This is a genomic window from Gemmatimonadota bacterium, from assembly GCA_030747075.1.
Classification (GTDB): domain Bacteria; phylum ARS69; class ARS69; order ARS69; family ARS69; genus ARS69.
This window is the reverse complement of sequence record JASLLL010000031.1, coordinates 13,662-28,342: the sequence shown is the minus strand read 5'-3', so window position 1 is coordinate 28,342 and position 14,681 is coordinate 13,662. Positions and strand designations below refer to the sequence as shown.

Sequence of the window (14,681 nt, the reverse complement as noted above, 5' to 3'; positions counted from 1 at the left end):
CTATCCGCCATGAGATCCTGCAACTGCCCGAGGACGGTGGCCTTGACGGAGAGGTTCTCGACGACCGCCTCGACCGCGATGTCCGACCCTTCGGCCGAAGCCAGATCCGTGGACGCCTGGATCCGGGCGACGGCGGCATCTCGATCCGCTCCGTCGAGCTTTCCCTTCTCCACGAACTTGCCGAGGCTCTTCGTAATGGTCGCGACGCCCTTCTCCAGAACGGCTTCATTCACATCGACCAGCGCGACATCTCTGCCCGACAGCGCGAAGACCTGCGCAATTCCGCTTCCCATCGTGCCCGCGCCCACAACTCCGGTTTTGGCAAACTCCATCTGTTCTGTCTCCCCCGGGCGATCCCCGGATCTCATTTCGCCTCGGAGAGGAGCCCCCACACGAGGGCCCCTCCCCCGAACAGCGCCCCGCCTGAGACGGCGAGGAGGATTCCCACCGCGCGCCGCCGGGGGCGCGTCAAACTCTCCGACGGGTCTTGTGAACCCGTCGGCGTTCCGCGAAAAACGGCCCGCACGGCCACAAACGGCCGCCCCCCGGCGAGCAGCGCTCCCACCACGATGGCCAGGAGTCCCTCCGTGGTCAGCGCGTCCACAAACACCCGGAGACGCGCACCCTCACCAAACGGCCCGAAGACCACCACGCCAGCGGTTCCCGCCGCAGTCAGCGCGAGCAGCGCCGCCGAGCGCAACCCCCACTCCCGCCACGGAACGCCGCCGGAGTCCGGAACCCTCTCGACCACGCTCAGTCCATCTCGACGGCCATCGCCACGGCGTTCCCCCCGCCGAGGCAAAGCGCCGCCATCCCCTTCTTCGCGCCGCGATCCTGCATGGCGTGAAGAAGCGTCACGAGAATCCGCGCGCCGGAACACCCGATGGGGTGCCCCAGAGCCACAGCCCCGCCGTTCACATTCACCTTCGCCGGATCCGCGCCGATCTCCTGCACCACCGCCATCGCCTGCACGGAGAATGCCTCGTTCAGCTCAATGAGGTCGTAGTCATGGATGGCGAGACCGGTCTTCCCGAGGAGGTTCTTCACCGCCTCGACCGGCGCCATCATGACCCACTCCGGCGCGACGCCACCCACGGCATAGTCCACGATCCGCGCGATGGGCTTTGCGCCCGCCGCCTCCGCCGCCGCCGCCGACATCACGACCAGCGCCGCTCCCGCGTCATTCACGCCGGGAGCGTTGCCGGCTGTCACGGTGCCGCCCTTCTGGAAGGCGGGCCGCAGTTTCGCCAGCGCTTCCACCGAAGAGTCCGGGCGAACCGCTTCGTCGGTCTGGAAGACGATGGGATCCCCTTTGCGACGCGGCACCTCGTACGGGACGATCTCCGCGTCGAACTTCCCGGCCTCGGCTGCCGCCGCCGCCTTCCGATGACTCTCCACCGCGTAGGCGTCCTGCTCTTCCCGCGCGATGCCATACTTCTCGGCGACGATTTCCCCGGTGTTTCCCATGTGGAAGTCCTTGAAGGCGCACCACAGTCCGTCGTGCACCATCGAGTCGAGGAGCTTCCCGTGCCCCAGTCGGTATCCCGTGCGCGCCGCGGGCGCGAGGTAGGGCGACAGGCTCATGTTTTCCATCCCGCCCGCCACCATGCACGACTGGTCCCCGGCGCGGATCGCCTGCGCTCCGAGCGCGACGGCCTTCAAGCCGGACCCGCACACCTTGTTGATGGTCATGGCCGCCGCGGTCTCCGGGATCCCGCCCCCCATGGCCGCCTGCCGCGCCGGCGCCTGCCCGACGCCGGCCGGAAGGACACACCCCATGATCACTTCTTCCACAAGATCCGGGGAGATCCCCGACCGCTCCACCGCCGCGCGAATGGCCGCGGCCCCGAGCTTCGGCGCCGCCTCACCCGCCAGCGTTCCCTGGAATCTCCCGATGGCGGTTCTCGCCGCTCCGACAATGACCGCTTCCCGATCCTTCGACATCACTTTGCTCCTTCCCGTGAGTGCTTCCGGCCCGGGCGACCCGCAATCCCCCCTGTCAGGAGTCCCGCAGAAGCGCCCGGCTGATGATCACCCGCTGGATCTCGGAGGTTCCCTCTCCGATCTCCGTGATCTTTGCGTCACGCATGAACCGCTCCACGGGGAACTCGCGCGAGTATCCGTACCCCCCGTGAATCTGGATGGCCTTGTGGCAAGCCCGGTGCGCCGCTTCCGAGGCGTACAGTTTCCCCATGGACGCTTCCGTCGCGTACGACTCGCCGCGGTCCTTCAGGATGGCCGCCCGATGCACCAGAAGCCGTGCGGCGTCGATCTCGGTGGCCATGTCCGCCAGCATGAACTGAAGAGCCTGGAAGGCCGCGATCGGCCGTCCGAACTGTTCCCGTTCCTTCGCATAGCGAATCGCCTGCTCCAGCGCCGCGCGCCCCAGTCCCAGCGCCATGGCTCCGATCGAGATCCGTCCCATGTTCAGGATTTCCATGAACTGCTGGAAGCCGCGGTTCACTTCGCCGAGGACCATCGATTCATGAACGCGAACATCGGTCATGAAAAGCTCCACCGTGTTCGATCCGCGGCAACCCAGCTTGTCGTACTCCGCGCCGACCTCCAGTCCTTCCGCATCGGCCTCGACAAGAAACGCGGTGATCCCGTTGGTGCCCGCGTCCGGATCCGTCTTGGCGGTCAGCGTGTACACCCCGGCGACGCCGCCGTTGGTCATCCACGCCTTCTGGCCGTTCAAGACCCAGTGGTCGCCATCGCGCTCGGCACGCGTCTCCATTCCGCCCGCGTCCGATCCCGCATTCGGCTCGGTCAGACCGTAGCCGCCCAGGATTGCCCCGGTCGTCAGGCGGCGCAGGAACTTCTCCTTCTGTTCCTCCGAACCAAACGCATCCACCGGCCCACACCCCAGCGTGGTATGTGCGGCCATCGTCAGTGCCGTGGACCCGCAGACGGCGGCCACTTCCTCCACCGCCAGCGCATAGGCCAGATAGTCCAGGCCCGCGCCCCCCCACTCTTCCGCGTAGGGGATCCCGAGCAGCCCCAGCTCCCCCATCTTGCGGACGATCTCCGCCGGGAACTCTTCCTTCGCGTCAATCTCCGCGGCGCGCGGGGCGATTTCCTGCGCCGCGAAGTCCCTCACCATGCGCTTCAGCAGGCGATGGTCTTCATCCAGGTGAAACATCCTCGCTCCTTCCCCGGAGTTCCCGGGGCTTCCGGCCTCCGCCGGTTCAGCAAGTCATTTCGGCGACCCGTTCGCCGACAATCAGCTCCGCTCCGGTCGCCGCAACCACCTCTTCCACGCTGAACTCCGGATTCACCTCCACCAGAGCCAGCCCGTCCGTCGTGACATCCATGACGGCCATTTCGGTGATGATCCGATCCACCACGCCCACGCCGGTCAGCGGAAGCGTGCATTCGTCCAGGATCTTCGGCGAACCATTGCGCGCCGCATGCATCATGGCCACGAGGACGCGCTTCGAACCGGCCACGAGATCCATGGCGCCGCCCATGCCCTTGACGACGGCTCCGGGGATCATCCAGTTCGCAAGGTTGCCCTTCCGGTCCACCTCCATCGCACCGAGGACCGTCATGTCCAGATGGCCACCCCGGACGATCCCGAACGACAGGTCCGACGAGAAATACGAGCAGCCCGGATTCTCGGTGATCGTTTCCTTTCCGGCGTTGATGAGGTCCGCGTCCTCCTCCCCCTCGAGAGGGTACGGCCCGATCCCCATCATCCCGTTCTCCGAGTGGAGCGTGATGTGAATGGACTCGGGAACAAAACCGGCACACAAAGTAGGGATGCCGATTCCCAGATTCACATAGTCCCCGTCAGAGAACTCACGCGCCACTCGCCTGGCGATGAACTCTTTTTTCGATACGCTTTTCATAGATTTCGCCCTGGAAAACGGTTTCCACGAACACGCCGGGAGTGGCGATCATCTCAGGATCCAGTGCTCCCGGCTCGACCAGCTCTTCCACTTCGGCGAAGGTGTGCTTCGCCGCCATCGCCATCATCGGGTTGAAGTTCCGTGCCGTCATTCGATAGACGAGATTCCCGTGCGAATCTCCCCGCCATGCCTTCACAAAAGCAAAGTCCGCAAGGAGCGGCGCTTCCAGCAGGTATTCCCGCCCGTCAAAGACGCGCTTCTCCTTCCCCTCTTCCACCAGCGTGCCAACTCCCGTGGGCGTGTAGAACCCCGCAATCCCCACACCGCCGGCCCGGATCCTCTCCGCAAAGGTGCCCTGCGGAACGAGCTGCACTTCGATGGACCCTTCGATCATGGCCTTCTCGAGAACCGGGTTCTCCCCGACATAGGTGGAGACCATTCTTCGGACCTGTCCGTGGTTGATGAGAAGGCCCACGCCGAAGTCCGCGACGCCCGCGTTGTTGCTGACAATCGTCAGATCCTTCGCGCCATGATCCACCAGAAGGCGAATGAGATTCTCCGGGATCCCGCAGACCCCGAACCCGCCCATCATGAGGGTGGCTCCATCCGGGATCTTCCCGACGCAGTCCGCCGGAACCCCGAGCTTGTCCGACATGGTCTCCTCCGTTTGCTGCCCGGACGAGGCTGATCCTCCCCGCCCGACGGGTCTCAGAAGGCCAGAAGCGCGGCCACGAAGATCGGGCCGGTGAGCAACATGACCAGTACCGTGTATCCCATAATGTCCCTCGCTCGCAGTCCCGTCACCCCCAGAAGCGCCAGCGCCCAGAACGGCTGAAGGAGGTTCGTCCAGGCATCTCCGTACGCGAGCGCCATGACGGCCTTCTCCAGCGGGACCCCCAGCCGGGCCGCGGCCTCCACCACCACCGGTCCCTGCACGCCCCACTGCCCCCCTCCGGAAGGCACGAAGACATTGACGATTCCCGCCGAGAAGAACACCGCCACGGGAAACGCCCCCGGCCCGGTGGACGCCCCGATCTCCGCCATTCGCACCAATAGCCCGGAGGCCTTCATGGCCCCCAGAATCCCCGCGTAGAAGGGAAACTGCAGCAGAATCCCGGATACGCCGCGCACGGCCCCGGCCACCGCGCGCGCGTACGAACCCGGCGACCCGTGAACGGCCAGCCCCAGAAACAGGAAGGCGAAGTTCACGAAGTTGAAGTCCACCGCCCGGAATCCACCCTCCGCCAGGCGAATCCCGACAAGGAGAAGCCCGCCCGCCGCGACGAGTCTCCCGAGAACCACGCTCTCCTCCGCCCGGAGTGCCGGAGTCCTGTCGGGAGGCGGCTCACGATTCGGCGCGACACCCGCCGAGAGCACTCCCCGGGGCGCCGGGGTTGCCTTTCCGCGCGGGGCCATCCACGCCACAATGAGCGGAACCGCCACGACCAGTGCCGCCGCCACGACCAGATTGAGCGAGGACCCCAGCGTGTCCGCCAGGGGGACCACGCCGATCCGGTCCTCCAGAAAGTGGCCGGGTGTGGAGATCTTCAGAGGAGCCGAGCCGGTGAGACCGCCATGCCACGAGACGAAGCCCGCATACGCCCCCGCCACCACCAGCGGGTAGTGAAGAGGGCGATTCGCCTCCGCCGCCGCACGCCCGATCTCCCGCGCCAGAAGGGCGCCGAGGATGAGACCGAGTCCCCAGTGAAGCAGCGACACCACCACCGACACCAGCGCGGCCAGCCCGGCCGCCGATCGGGTGCCGCGAGGCAGACGCGCCAGAGCGGTGATGGCTCGATGCACCGGGCCGCTGGAAGCGAGCGCATGCCCGGTCACCAGGACCATCGCCATCTGCATGGCAAAGGTGAGGAAACCCCAGAAGCCGTCCCCCCAGCCTCGAAGAACGAGAAGCGGCGTGGCCCCCGGCATGGCCATGCCGAGACCGAGGGTGGCGACGGTCAGCCCCAAGACGAGCACAAACGGTCCGGGCATCCAGCGTTCGGCCCATGCCGCAAAAGAGGCGCCCAGTCGCTCGATCACTCTTCGGCTGCTCCTTCTCGAAACGCCTCCACTCTCTCCCGGATGAACCGGACCACCTCCCGGGTATCCGTGCCCGGGCCGAAGATCCCCGCAACGCCGCCTTCGCGAAGAGCCGCCGCGTCCGCATCCGGAATGATCCCCCCGCCGACCACCAGGACTCCCGCGGCATCCGCCCCCCGCAGGAGTTCCACCACGCGCGGGAAGACCGTCATGTGGCTGCCGGAGAGCGTGGACAGCGCCACGACATCCACATCCTCCTCGACGGCGGCCTCCACCACCTGGTCGGGAGTCTGATGCAGTCCTGTATAGACCACTTCCATGCCCGCATCCCGCAGCGCCCGGGCGATCACTTTCGCCCCCCGGTCGTGCCCGTCCAGTCCGGGCTTTGCCACAAGAACCCGGATCAAGGCGCCTCTCCGGCCTTCGCCCTGCGCGCCGCCACTTCCTCCTCCATGTACTCCACAAACTCCGTGAGCGGCGTCCCCGGGCCAAAGAGTCGCCCGACGCCCCTGTCTGCCAGGGCCGCCATGTCCTCCTCCGGAATGACGCCTCCGCCGGTCAGGAGCACATGTCCCAGACCCCGGTCCGCAAGCTCCTTCTGCACGCGTGGGAGGATCGTCATGTGCGCGGCGGACAACAGGCTCACGCCGACCACATCCGCGTCCTCCTGCAGGGCGGCCTCCGCGACGCTTCCCGGTGTTTGCCGAAGCCCCAGGTAGATCACTTCCATCCCGGCATCCTGAAGCGCCCGGGCCACCACGCGCACTCCTCGGTCGTGTCCGTCCAGGCCCACCTTCGCCACGATCACGCGAATGGGTCGACCGGGGGATTTCTCGGCCATCCTCATCTCCAGACGCCGTCAGACCACGGCCGGTTCAAGGTACTCGCCATAGACGCCGCGACACACTCCCACAATCTCGCCGAGCGTCGCGTACACCTCTACGGCGCCCAGGAACGCGGGCATCATGTTCTCGCCCGCCCTTGCCGCCTCTTCCACCCGTGCCAGTGCCCGCCCGACTGCTTCCGGGTCGCGCCTCTCACGCAGCGCCTTCACACGCCCGGCCTGTTCCTCTTCCATGCGATCGGGAATCCGAAGCGTCTCGATCGGCGCTTCCTCCGCTTCCAGATGTGCATTCACACCCACCTGCACATATCGCTTCGCATCCAGAGCCCGCTGGAAGCGGTACGCGGCCGTCCCGATCTCCTGCTGGAAGAACCCGCGGCGAATGGACTCCACCACACCGCCGAGTTCGTCGATCCTGCGGAAGTACTCCTCTGCTTCGGCCTCCATCTGATCCGTCAGTTCCTCCACGAACCAGCTCCCGCCCAGGGGATCCGCCACATCCGCCACGCCGGTCTCGTTCGCGAGAACCTGCTGCGTCCTGAGCGCGATCTTCACCGCCTTCTCCGTGGGGAGCGCGAGCGTCTCGTCCATGGAGTTCGTATGAAGCGACTGCGTTCCACCGAGCACCGCCGCCATCGCCTGGTACGCGGTCCGCACGATGTTGTTCTCCGGTTGCTGCGCGGTGAGACTGCAGCCCGCCGTCTGCGCGTGCGTGCGAAGCCTCCACGACGCCGGGTTCTTCGCGCCGTACCGGTCTCGCATTCGCCGGGCGTAGATCCTTCGGGCCGCGCGGAACTTGCAGATCTCCTCGAAGAAGTCCGCGTGCGCGTTGAAGAAGAACGACAGCCTCGGCGCGAAGGCGTCGACATCCAGCCCCCGCTCGATGGAGGCCTCCACATAGGCGAAGCCGTCCGCCAGCGTGAAGGCCAGCTCCTGCACCGAGGTGGATCCCGCCTCGCGGATGTGATAGCCGCTCACCGAAACCGCGTGCCACAACGGCAGAGTCTTCGCCGCGTATTCGATCGTGTCCACGACCAGCGAGATCGAAGGCTCCGGCGGGAACAGATACTCCTTCTGCGCGATGTACTCCTTCAGAATGTCGTTCTGCAGCGTCCCCCGAAGGCGGGCGGGATCCGCGCCCTGCTTCTTTGCCGCAACGATGTACATGGCCCAGATGATCGCCGCCGGACCGTTGATGGTCATTGAAGTGGAGACATCCGCCATGGGGATCCCGTCGAAGAGTATCTCCATGTCCTCCAGCGAAGAGACGGCCACGCCGCACCGCCCCACTTCGCCAAGAGCCAGCGGGTCATCGGAGTCGTAGCCCATGAGCGTCGGCATATCGAAGGCGACGGACAGCCCCGTCTGACCATGATCCAGAAGGAAGCGATAGCGTCGGTTCGTATCGGACGCCGAACCGAACCCGGCGAACTGCCGCATCGTCCAGAACTTCCCGCGGTACATGGACGCGTACGGACCGCGCGTGAATGGAAACTCCCCGGGAAACCCCAGGTTCTCGTCATGAGCCTTCCAACCACGGGCGTCCTCCGCGTCCGGGCCATAGAGCGCTTCCGTCTCTCTCCCGGAAAGCGTCTCCCACTCCCTTCGCGTCTCTCCGGCCACCTGTTGCCGGTGCTTCGCCATTCGATCCGGCCCGTTCCCGGTGCTCATCCTTCTCTCTCCCTTTCCGAGGTGCCCCTGTTCATCGCGAATCGCCGGGCCATCGCCGCCGCCAGTTCATACGGGTTTCCATCACCCGAAAGCACCTGATCCACGGCGTCCTCCAGGCTCCCCCGTCCGGAGGCGGTCCAGAGTTCATGTCGAAGCGATCTCTCCGCCGCCGCCCGGATCTTTTCGCGAAGCACTCTCCGTCGCCGCGCGTTCCCCTCGCCCGTGTCCTTCTGATGCTTCCGAAACCTCTCCACCGCAGCCAGCAATTCCGCAGTGCCCTCGCCGGTCGCGGCGACCGTCTTCACCAGCAGGGGACGCCAGGAGGAATCCCGCGAAGACCGGAGTTCCAACCCCGACTCCAGCTCGCGCATGGCACGATCCGCGCCTTCCCGGTCCGACTTGTTCAGCACGAAGATGTCCCCAATCTCCATGAGACCGGCCTTCATCGCCTGCACTTCGTCGCCGGACTCGGGCACCAGCACAACCACCGTACACTCCGACGCCGCCACCACATCCAGTTCGATCTGGCCCACGCCGACCGTCTCCAGGAGGATCACTTCCATGCCGTAGGCGTCGAGCACATCGGACACTTCTGAAGTGGTGGCCGCCAGCCCGCCAATGCTCCCGCGCGTGGCCATGCTGCGGAAGAAGACGCCGTCATCCGGAGTGGTCGCGGAGAGGCGCACGCGATCTCCCAGAAGCGCACCGCCGGTGAAGGGGCTCGACGGGTCCACCGCCACCACGCCCACGCTCTTCGAGTCCGCTCGAAGCCGCTGGACGAGCGCGTCGATCAGCGTGCTCTTCCCCGCCCCGGGAGGACCCGTGAAGCCGAGGCGAAACGCGCGTCCGGTCTGCGGGTAAATGCGGGCCAGGCAGGCCGACGCCCCCGGGGACCCGTTCTCCACCACGGAGATCAACCGGGCGAGGCTCCTGCGGTCCCCCGCCTCCATGCCCGCAAGGAGCGTGGCCTGTTGGGTCTCGTTCACATTCCCCTCCATGGCGGTCCCGAACGCGCCGCAAGGCAGAATACAGACTCCGCACGCTTCCGGTCAACGCGGGTCGGATTCGGAAGCGGTCGCCCCGGAGTTCCCGAGAACCACCTCCAGAATGTCCTCCGGCGTCAAGACGCCCACCTGCTCCTGTCCGGCTCCGTGAACCAGCGCGACCGGTTGCGGGTTGTCCCGAAAGCCGATCCATGCACGATCCAGCGGTTCCTCCGCCTCGACCGATCGCGCCGGCCGCGCCAGGGGGCCCAGGGAGGTTTCGCCCGGAAGACCGAGGACCGCTTTCGTCGCAAGGAAACCGATCACCAGTCCGGCCCGGTCCACGACGGCCAGAGGACGCCCGTCTCCAGAGGCGAACACCTGCCTGGCATCGGCCACCGAGGATTCCGCCACCACACTCGCCACCAGATCGATGGGCGTCATGGCATCGGCCACGCGCTTCCCGGAAAGCCCCAGAGCCTGGCGCGCCATCCGCAGCGCATTCTCGGAATCCCCGCCCGACGACGCTCCCGCGGCATCCCCCCCGCTGAAAACGCGCTCCAGATCTTCCCGCCGGAACACCGGAGTTCGGCCCGATGCCGGCACGCGCAGGAGCGTGAGCAGAAGCCCCGCACCGGCGGTCGCGATCACGGTCAGGGGAGACAGAACCAGGACCGCGATTCGCAGCGGCGAGGCCACCGCCCTCAGACGAGCGACCGAGTGTGTGCGGAAGAACGCCTTCGGTAAGATTTCCGCGCTGAACAGCATGAAGGGTGTGAGGAGCGCGGTCGCGACGGCGGGACCGTGGTCTCCCCATTGCTCCACGCACCACGCAGTGGCCAGCGAAGACGCCGCCACCGTGGAGAGATTCGTCCCGACCAGCGTACCGGCCAGCACCCGCTCACGATCCCGCACCAACGCAAGTGCGCGCTTCGCGTCGGCGTATCCTCTCCCTGCAAGCACCTCCAGCCGGGCCCGCCCCGCGGAAAGAATGCCGGTCTCCGCTCCGGAGAAGAAGGCGGACATCCCGGCAAAGACCGCCACCAGCACGAGCGTCCACGCACCGTCGAAAGCCGGAACGCCCCCCCCTCCCGCGGTCAGCGGATCGTGTGCGATCATCGTCCCTGCCCCGCTTCCGCTTGCCCGTCGTTCGGGAAGGTCACCTCCAGGCGCTCCACGCGGTTCGGTTCGGCGCGCGTCACTCGAACGCGAAGACCCCCGGTTCGGTACGAATCCCCGACGCGCGGAATGCGGCCCAGCCGCTCGATCAGAAGACCCGCCATCGTCTCGGCGTCTTCGGCTGAGAGGTCGGTGCCGAACTCGCTGTTGAAGTACCGGATCTCCATCCGACCCGGAATCTCCACGCATTTCGCTCCCGTTCTCCGATAGATGACCTTGTGCAGATCCGCCGCTTCCACCATCTCCCCGGAGATCTCCTCCATCAGATCCACCAGCGTCACGATTCCCGCCAGGTCTCCATGTTCGTTGACGACAAACGCAATCCGCTCCCCGGTCTCGCGAAACGACTCAAGAAGACGCATGGCCGGGGTCACTTCGGGGATGTACCGCACGCGACGCGCCAGTTCCCCGACGCGCTCGTCGTCGGGTGCCGCCAGAAGCTGCCGGGCGGTGACGACTCCCACCATGACCGCCGGAGTCTCCGACGAAACGGGAATCTTGGAGAATCCCGCTCGCCGGACGGCATTCCGCGCGTCGGCGACCGACTGGTCCGGCGGAAGCGAGAACATCTCCGAACGCGGGGTCATGACATCTTCCACGGGGGAGGCCCCCAGTTCGAAGACGCCTTCGATGAGTTCGCGCTCGCCCTTCCCCACCTCACCCGCCTCATGCGCGATGCGGACCATCGCCCGGGCATCGCCCAGGTTCATCCCGGCCTCGGGGTCCCGATCCGGACCAAGAACCCCCGATACGGCCCGCTCGAGAATCCACTGCACCGGACCCAGCGCGCCCCGCAAGAAGAGAAGCGGGCGGGCCACCACTCGCCCGATCCCTTCTCCGTGACGCACGGCCAGCATCTTCGGCGCAATCTCTCCGAAGACCAGGAGAACGATCGTCATCACGGGAACCGCCAGCGCAAGCCCGGCCTCCCCCCACAACCGCATGGCAAGCGCCGCCCCCAAAGCCGCGACGAGCAGGTTCACCACCATGTTGCCAAGAAGGATCGTCACGAGAATGCGGCGGGGAGATTCCATGAGCCGCGCGGCCGCGCGGTCGCCCGGATGTTCGCTCCGGGAGAGGTCGCGGATCCGGTGCGCCGGGATCGAGAAGAGCGCCGTCTCCGACCCGGAAAAGAACGCGGATATCGACAGGAGTCCCGCGATGGCAAATCCAAGTCCCGATCCGGGCACGATCACTTTCTCCAGGCTGCCGGAAGAAACAGTACGAGCACCGTGTAGAGTTCCAGACGACCGAGAAGCATGAGCGCCATCAGAACCCACTTGCCCGGAGTGGGGATCCAGGCGAAGTGGTCGGTCGGCCCGACCTGCCCCAGCCCCGGTCCCACATTCGCTAGGCAGGTGGTGCTGGCGGAGAGCGCCGTCTCCAGATCCAGCCCCAGAATCGACAGCGCAGCCGTTCCCGCCACGCAAAGCGCAGCGAACAGCAGGAAGAAGCCCAGCACATTGCGGGCGACGCCTCGTTCCATCTTCCGGCGTCCAATGCGAAGCGAACGCACGACACGCGGGTTCCCGACCACGGCCAGTTCCCGAAGCGCGGCCTTCGCCAGGACAAATACCCGGACCACCTTCAGCGACCCGGCCGTCGACCCCGCACACCCGCCGACGAACATGAGCACGAGAAGGCCCCACTGAAGACCCGGGTGCCAGACGCCGTAGTCCTCCGTGACGAAGCCCGTTGTTGTCAGAATGGACACCACCTGGAAGGAGCCCGCGCGGATCGCTCCCGCGGGATCATGCTCCCCGCCCACCCACAGCCCGAACGATGCCCCGAGAACCGCCAGCACGACGATCCAGAGGTACAACCTCCACTCCGGGTCGCGCACATACGCCAGGACATTCCCCCGCAGCGCGCGGTAGTGCAGAGCGAAGTTCGCACCCGCGAGAAACATGAACAGCGTGACAATCCACTGCACCGTGGGAGACGGGAACGCCGCGAGCGACGCGGTCCGCGTCGAGAAGCCGCCCGTCGCCATCGTCGTAAAGGTGTGGCACACCGCGTCGAAAGTGCCCATTCCCGCCAGCCGCAAGAGAAGAGCCTCCGCAATCGACAGGACCACATAGACGCCCCACAGCGTGGCCGCCGTCTGGCGGATTCGCGGGCGGAGCTTGTCGGGCGACGGCCCGGGCGCCTCTGCGCGATAGAGCTGCATTCCGCCGACGCCCAGCATCGGGAGGATGGCGAGCGACAGCACAATGATCCCCATCCCGCCCAGCCACTGAATCAGACTTCGCCACAGAAGAGCCGACCTGGGAAGCACCTCCGGATCGGACAGTATGCTGGCCCCGGTGGTTGTGAAGCCCGACATCGTCTCAAAAAGCGCATCGACCGGGTTCGGGATGGACCCCGAGATCAGAAAGGGCAGGCTCCCGAAGAGTGCCATCGCAAGCCACCCGAAGGTCACGACACCAAAACCGTCCCGCACGCCCAGGTCCGTCTCGCCACGAGTCAGCAGGAAGAGCGCGCACCCCGTGAGCAGCGTCACGCCCATCGAAATGCCGAACCCCGGCGCCCCTCCATCCCCGAAGAAGAGCGCCGCGCCAAGAGGCAGCACCATCGCCGCGCCCACGAAGATCGTGATGGCGCCCACCGCGTGGAAGACTCCGCGCTTGTTCATCTAGGAGAGCAGCTTCTCGACCTTGGGAATGGCCGAGGGCAGGGCGAAGACAATCACCCGGTCGTGTGGTTCGAGGACGGTCTCTCCGTCCGGGATCGAGAACTCCTCTCCGCGCATGTGCCCGCCCAGGATGGCGTCGCGCGGGAACTTCACATCTCGAAGAGGCTTGCCGATGATGCGAGCCGTCTCCGCGGTCGCAAGCTCCAGAACCTCCGCGTCGAGATCCATGAACGCCGTCACCTGCATGATGTGCCCTCGACGAACAAACCGCAGAATGGCCGCCGCCGCCGTCAGCCGGGGATTCACGGCGGCGTCGAGCCCGATTTCCTGGAGCACCGGGATGTAGTCAGGCCGCTTCACCAGCGCAATGACCTTGCGTGCTCCGAGGTGGCGCGCAAGCAGTGCGCTCATGATGTTGGTTTCCTCGTCGCCGCTCACCGCCACGAATCCATCGACATCCTGCACGCCGGATTCCCGCAGTTCCGACAGATTCCTCCCGTCTCCCTGGAGTACGGTCGCGCGCTCCAGAACATCCGCGATCAGCGCGGACCGATCGGGATCTCGCTCCAGGACACGCACCGACGCGCCGGTCTTCTCCAGGCGTGCGGCCACGCGTTCGCCCACGCTGCCGCCACCGACGATCAGCACGCGGCGTGCCCGCCCGGCGGAGTCCGCCCGGCGAAGGAAGTACTCCAGCTCGGCGCGGGCTCCGATCATGTAGACGCGGTCGCCGGGCAGGATCCGGTGGTCCCCCCTCGGAATGATCGTCGCGCCGTCCCGAACGATTCCCACGACCAGCACATTCGCGCCCTCGTGAATGGTGCGAATGTCGGAGAGGTTCTGGTTGGCCAGGGGAGACTCCTCATCGACCCGAACGCCGACCAGGCGCACACGGCCCTGGTCGAACTCGGCGGAGTCGGTGACCTGACGCCCCTCGAGCAGCCCGGCGATCTCCCGGGCCGCCTCTTCGTCCGGATTGATCACGGCGTCGATTCCAAACGCCTCCCGCGCGAGACGCTCGTCTTCGGGCGTGCGATTGGAGCTGGAGAGCCGGGCCACCGTCCGCGCGGCCCCCATTCTCATCGCGAAGCCGCACGCAACAAGATTCGTCGCCTCGTCGTTGGAAACCGCCAGCACAAGATCCACGCTCCGGACTCCGTTCTCCCGGAGAACCTCGGGGCGCGTCCCGTCCCCTTCGACGGCCGCCACATCCAGATCCCGAAGCCGCTCGACGGCGGCCGCTGACTTGTCCAGAACGATCAGATCGTGACCTTCCCGGACAAGCCGCCCGGCAATATAGGTTCCGACCTCACCCGCACCAACCACGAGCATCCGCATGATTCCGACCTCCGGAGGAGAACGGCGCATCGCCGCCACAGAGTCTACCCCACCCCGTGTCCACGGGAAACGCCGGAGCGCACCCATGGCGACCGGTTTCTGGCTGGCACGAATCGTGGATCAGGGGCTAGGATCGGTCC

Annotated in this window: 15 protein-coding genes; all 15 read right to left on the bottom strand. The window is 66.4% G+C overall.

All coding sequences use genetic code 11. The features are described from left to right. Positions 1 to 332, bottom strand: a 332-nt coding sequence (locus QF819_09450) for a 3-hydroxyacyl-CoA dehydrogenase NAD-binding domain-containing protein (GenBank protein ID MDP6803376.1), incomplete at its 3' end; no start/stop codon positions are given. Positions 333 to 364: 32 nt separating this feature from the next. Further along, entirely contained in the window at positions 365 to 751 is a 387-nt protein-coding gene (locus QF819_09445; protein ID MDP6803375.1) for a hypothetical protein, read from the bottom strand. A 2-nt stretch (positions 752 to 753) separates the two neighbouring features. After that, positions 754 to 1,944 carry an acetyl-CoA C-acetyltransferase gene (locus tag QF819_09440; GenBank protein ID MDP6803374.1) on the bottom strand — a complete coding sequence of 397 codons (1,191 nt, stop codon included), beginning with the start codon at positions 1,942 to 1,944 and terminating at the stop codon, positions 754 to 756. A gap of 55 nt (positions 1,945 to 1,999) precedes the next feature. Further along, positions 2,000 to 3,142: an acyl-CoA dehydrogenase gene (locus QF819_09435; GenBank protein ID MDP6803373.1), complete on the bottom strand. Its 1,143-nt coding sequence runs from the start codon at positions 3,140 to 3,142 to the stop codon at positions 2,000 to 2,002. A gap of 46 nt (positions 3,143 to 3,188) precedes the next feature. Beyond that, positions 3,189 to 3,851 (bottom strand): 3-oxoacid CoA-transferase subunit B, encoded by a 663-nt coding sequence (locus tag QF819_09430; GenBank protein MDP6803372.1) that lies wholly within the window; start codon positions 3,849 to 3,851, stop codon positions 3,189 to 3,191. Then, positions 3,802 to 4,506: a CoA transferase subunit A gene (locus tag QF819_09425; GenBank protein ID MDP6803371.1), complete on the bottom strand. Its 705-nt coding sequence runs from the start codon at positions 4,504 to 4,506 to the stop codon at positions 3,802 to 3,804. Before QF819_09425 ends, QF819_09430 begins: the two co-directional genes overlap by 50 nt. A 53-nt stretch (positions 4,507 to 4,559) precedes the next feature. After that, the gene (locus tag QF819_09420) at positions 4,560 to 5,891 is read right to left on the bottom strand and encodes a TIGR00366 family protein (protein ID MDP6803370.1); all 1,332 of its coding nucleotides are present in this window, start codon (positions 5,889 to 5,891) and stop codon (positions 4,560 to 4,562) included. Beyond that, positions 5,888 to 6,298 carry a cobalamin B12-binding domain-containing protein gene (locus QF819_09415; protein MDP6803369.1) on the bottom strand — a complete coding sequence of 137 codons (411 nt, stop codon included), beginning with the start codon at positions 6,296 to 6,298 and terminating at the stop codon, positions 5,888 to 5,890. Before QF819_09415 ends, QF819_09420 begins: the two co-directional genes overlap by 4 nt. Beyond that, complete coding sequence (locus tag QF819_09410) at positions 6,295 to 6,732, bottom strand: cobalamin B12-binding domain-containing protein (protein MDP6803368.1); 438 nt, start codon at positions 6,730 to 6,732, stop codon at positions 6,295 to 6,297. Before QF819_09410 ends, QF819_09415 begins: the two co-directional genes overlap by 4 nt. 18 nt (positions 6,733 to 6,750) lie before the next feature. After that, positions 6,751 to 8,379 (bottom strand): methylmalonyl-CoA mutase family protein, encoded by a 1,629-nt coding sequence (locus QF819_09405; protein ID MDP6803367.1) that lies wholly within the window; start codon positions 8,377 to 8,379, stop codon positions 6,751 to 6,753. A 23-nt stretch (positions 8,380 to 8,402) separates the two neighbouring features. Then, positions 8,403 to 9,392, bottom strand: a complete 990-nt coding sequence (gene meaB, locus QF819_09400) for a methylmalonyl Co-A mutase-associated GTPase MeaB (protein MDP6803366.1) — start codon at positions 9,390 to 9,392, stop codon at positions 8,403 to 8,405. Positions 9,393 to 9,455: 63 nt separating this feature from the next. Then, positions 9,456 to 10,508, bottom strand: coding sequence for a CNNM domain-containing protein (locus QF819_09395; GenBank protein MDP6803365.1), 1,053 nt, complete (start codon positions 10,506 to 10,508; stop codon positions 9,456 to 9,458). Next, a complete protein-coding gene (locus tag QF819_09390) occupies positions 10,505 to 11,758 on the bottom strand; it encodes a hemolysin family protein (GenBank protein ID MDP6803364.1) in 1,254 nt (417 codons plus the stop codon). Before QF819_09390 ends, QF819_09395 begins: the two co-directional genes overlap by 4 nt. 2 nt (positions 11,759 to 11,760) lie before the next feature. Continuing rightward, positions 11,761 to 13,203 (bottom strand): TrkH family potassium uptake protein, encoded by a 1,443-nt coding sequence (locus QF819_09385; GenBank protein MDP6803363.1) that lies wholly within the window; start codon positions 13,201 to 13,203, stop codon positions 11,761 to 11,763. Next, positions 13,204 to 14,541, bottom strand: coding sequence for a Trk system potassium transporter TrkA (trkA, locus tag QF819_09380; GenBank protein MDP6803362.1), 1,338 nt, complete (start codon positions 14,539 to 14,541; stop codon positions 13,204 to 13,206). Between the last annotated feature and the right edge of the window lie 140 nt (positions 14,542 to 14,681).

What these genes read in the sequence shown, in the direction of transcription:
- QF819_09440 (MDP6803374.1), bottom strand. Translation starts at nt 1,944, where the DNA reads ATGTCGAAGGATCGGGAAGCGGTCATTGTCGGAGCGGCGAGAACCGCC.
- QF819_09435 (MDP6803373.1), bottom strand. Translation starts at nt 3,142, where the DNA reads ATGTTTCACCTGGATGAAGACCATCGCCTGCTGAAGCGCATGGTGAGG.
- QF819_09430 (MDP6803372.1), bottom strand. Translation starts at nt 3,851, where the DNA reads ATGAAAAGCGTATCGAAAAAAGAGTTCATCGCCAGGCGAGTGGCGCGT.
- QF819_09425 (MDP6803371.1), bottom strand. Translation starts at nt 4,506, where the DNA reads ATGTCGGACAAGCTCGGGGTTCCGGCGGACTGCGTCGGGAAGATCCCG.
- QF819_09410 (MDP6803368.1), bottom strand. Translation starts at nt 6,732, where the DNA reads ATGGCCGAGAAATCCCCCGGTCGACCCATTCGCGTGATCGTGGCGAAG.
- QF819_09405 (MDP6803367.1), bottom strand. Translation starts at nt 8,379, where the DNA reads ATGGCGAAGCACCGGCAACAGGTGGCCGGAGAGACGCGAAGGGAGTGG.
- QF819_09395 (MDP6803365.1), bottom strand. Translation starts at nt 10,508, where the DNA reads ATGATCGCACACGATCCGCTGACCGCGGGAGGGGGGGGCGTTCCGGCT.
- QF819_09385 (MDP6803363.1), bottom strand. Translation starts at nt 13,203, where the DNA reads ATGAACAAGCGCGGAGTCTTCCACGCGGTGGGCGCCATCACGATCTTC.
- trkA (MDP6803362.1), bottom strand. Translation starts at nt 14,541, where the DNA reads ATGCGGATGCTCGTGGTTGGTGCGGGTGAGGTCGGAACCTATATTGCC.